Raw genomic sequence first — 278 nt, 5'->3', positions numbered from 1 at the left:
GCAATCCTATTTAAAAATGGAGCCGCTGGATACACTTCCTCTAGTGAATACTCATCGCATGGTGACGACAGGAGGGCATTATGCGTATCTCAAGATTGCGGAAGGATGCGATAAGCATTGTACTTACTGCATTATTCCAAAGCTTCGGGGGAATTTCCGGAGTGTTCCGATGGAGCATCTGCTCCGGGAGGTAAAGCAGCTTGCGGATGACGGAGTGAAGGAGATCATCCTGGTAGCACAGGAGACGACGCTTTATGGGAAGGATCTCTATGGAGAGA

The 278-nt window shown here is 48.9% G+C and carries 1 protein-coding gene; it reads left to right on the top strand.

The genetic code is table 11. The features are described from left to right. Nucleotides 1-278 (top strand): radical SAM protein (locus HJY11_RS13585; RefSeq protein WP_208076462.1); only part of this gene is annotated, 278 nt, incomplete at both ends.

The sequence above is a fragment of the Bittarella massiliensis (ex Durand et al. 2017) genome, assembly GCF_017566145.1.
GTDB classification, from domain to species: domain Bacteria; phylum Bacillota; class Clostridia; order Oscillospirales; family Ruminococcaceae; genus Bittarella; species Bittarella massiliensis_A.
Note: the sequence above shows the minus strand (reverse complement) of the source record. Positions and strands in the feature narration are given on the sequence as shown.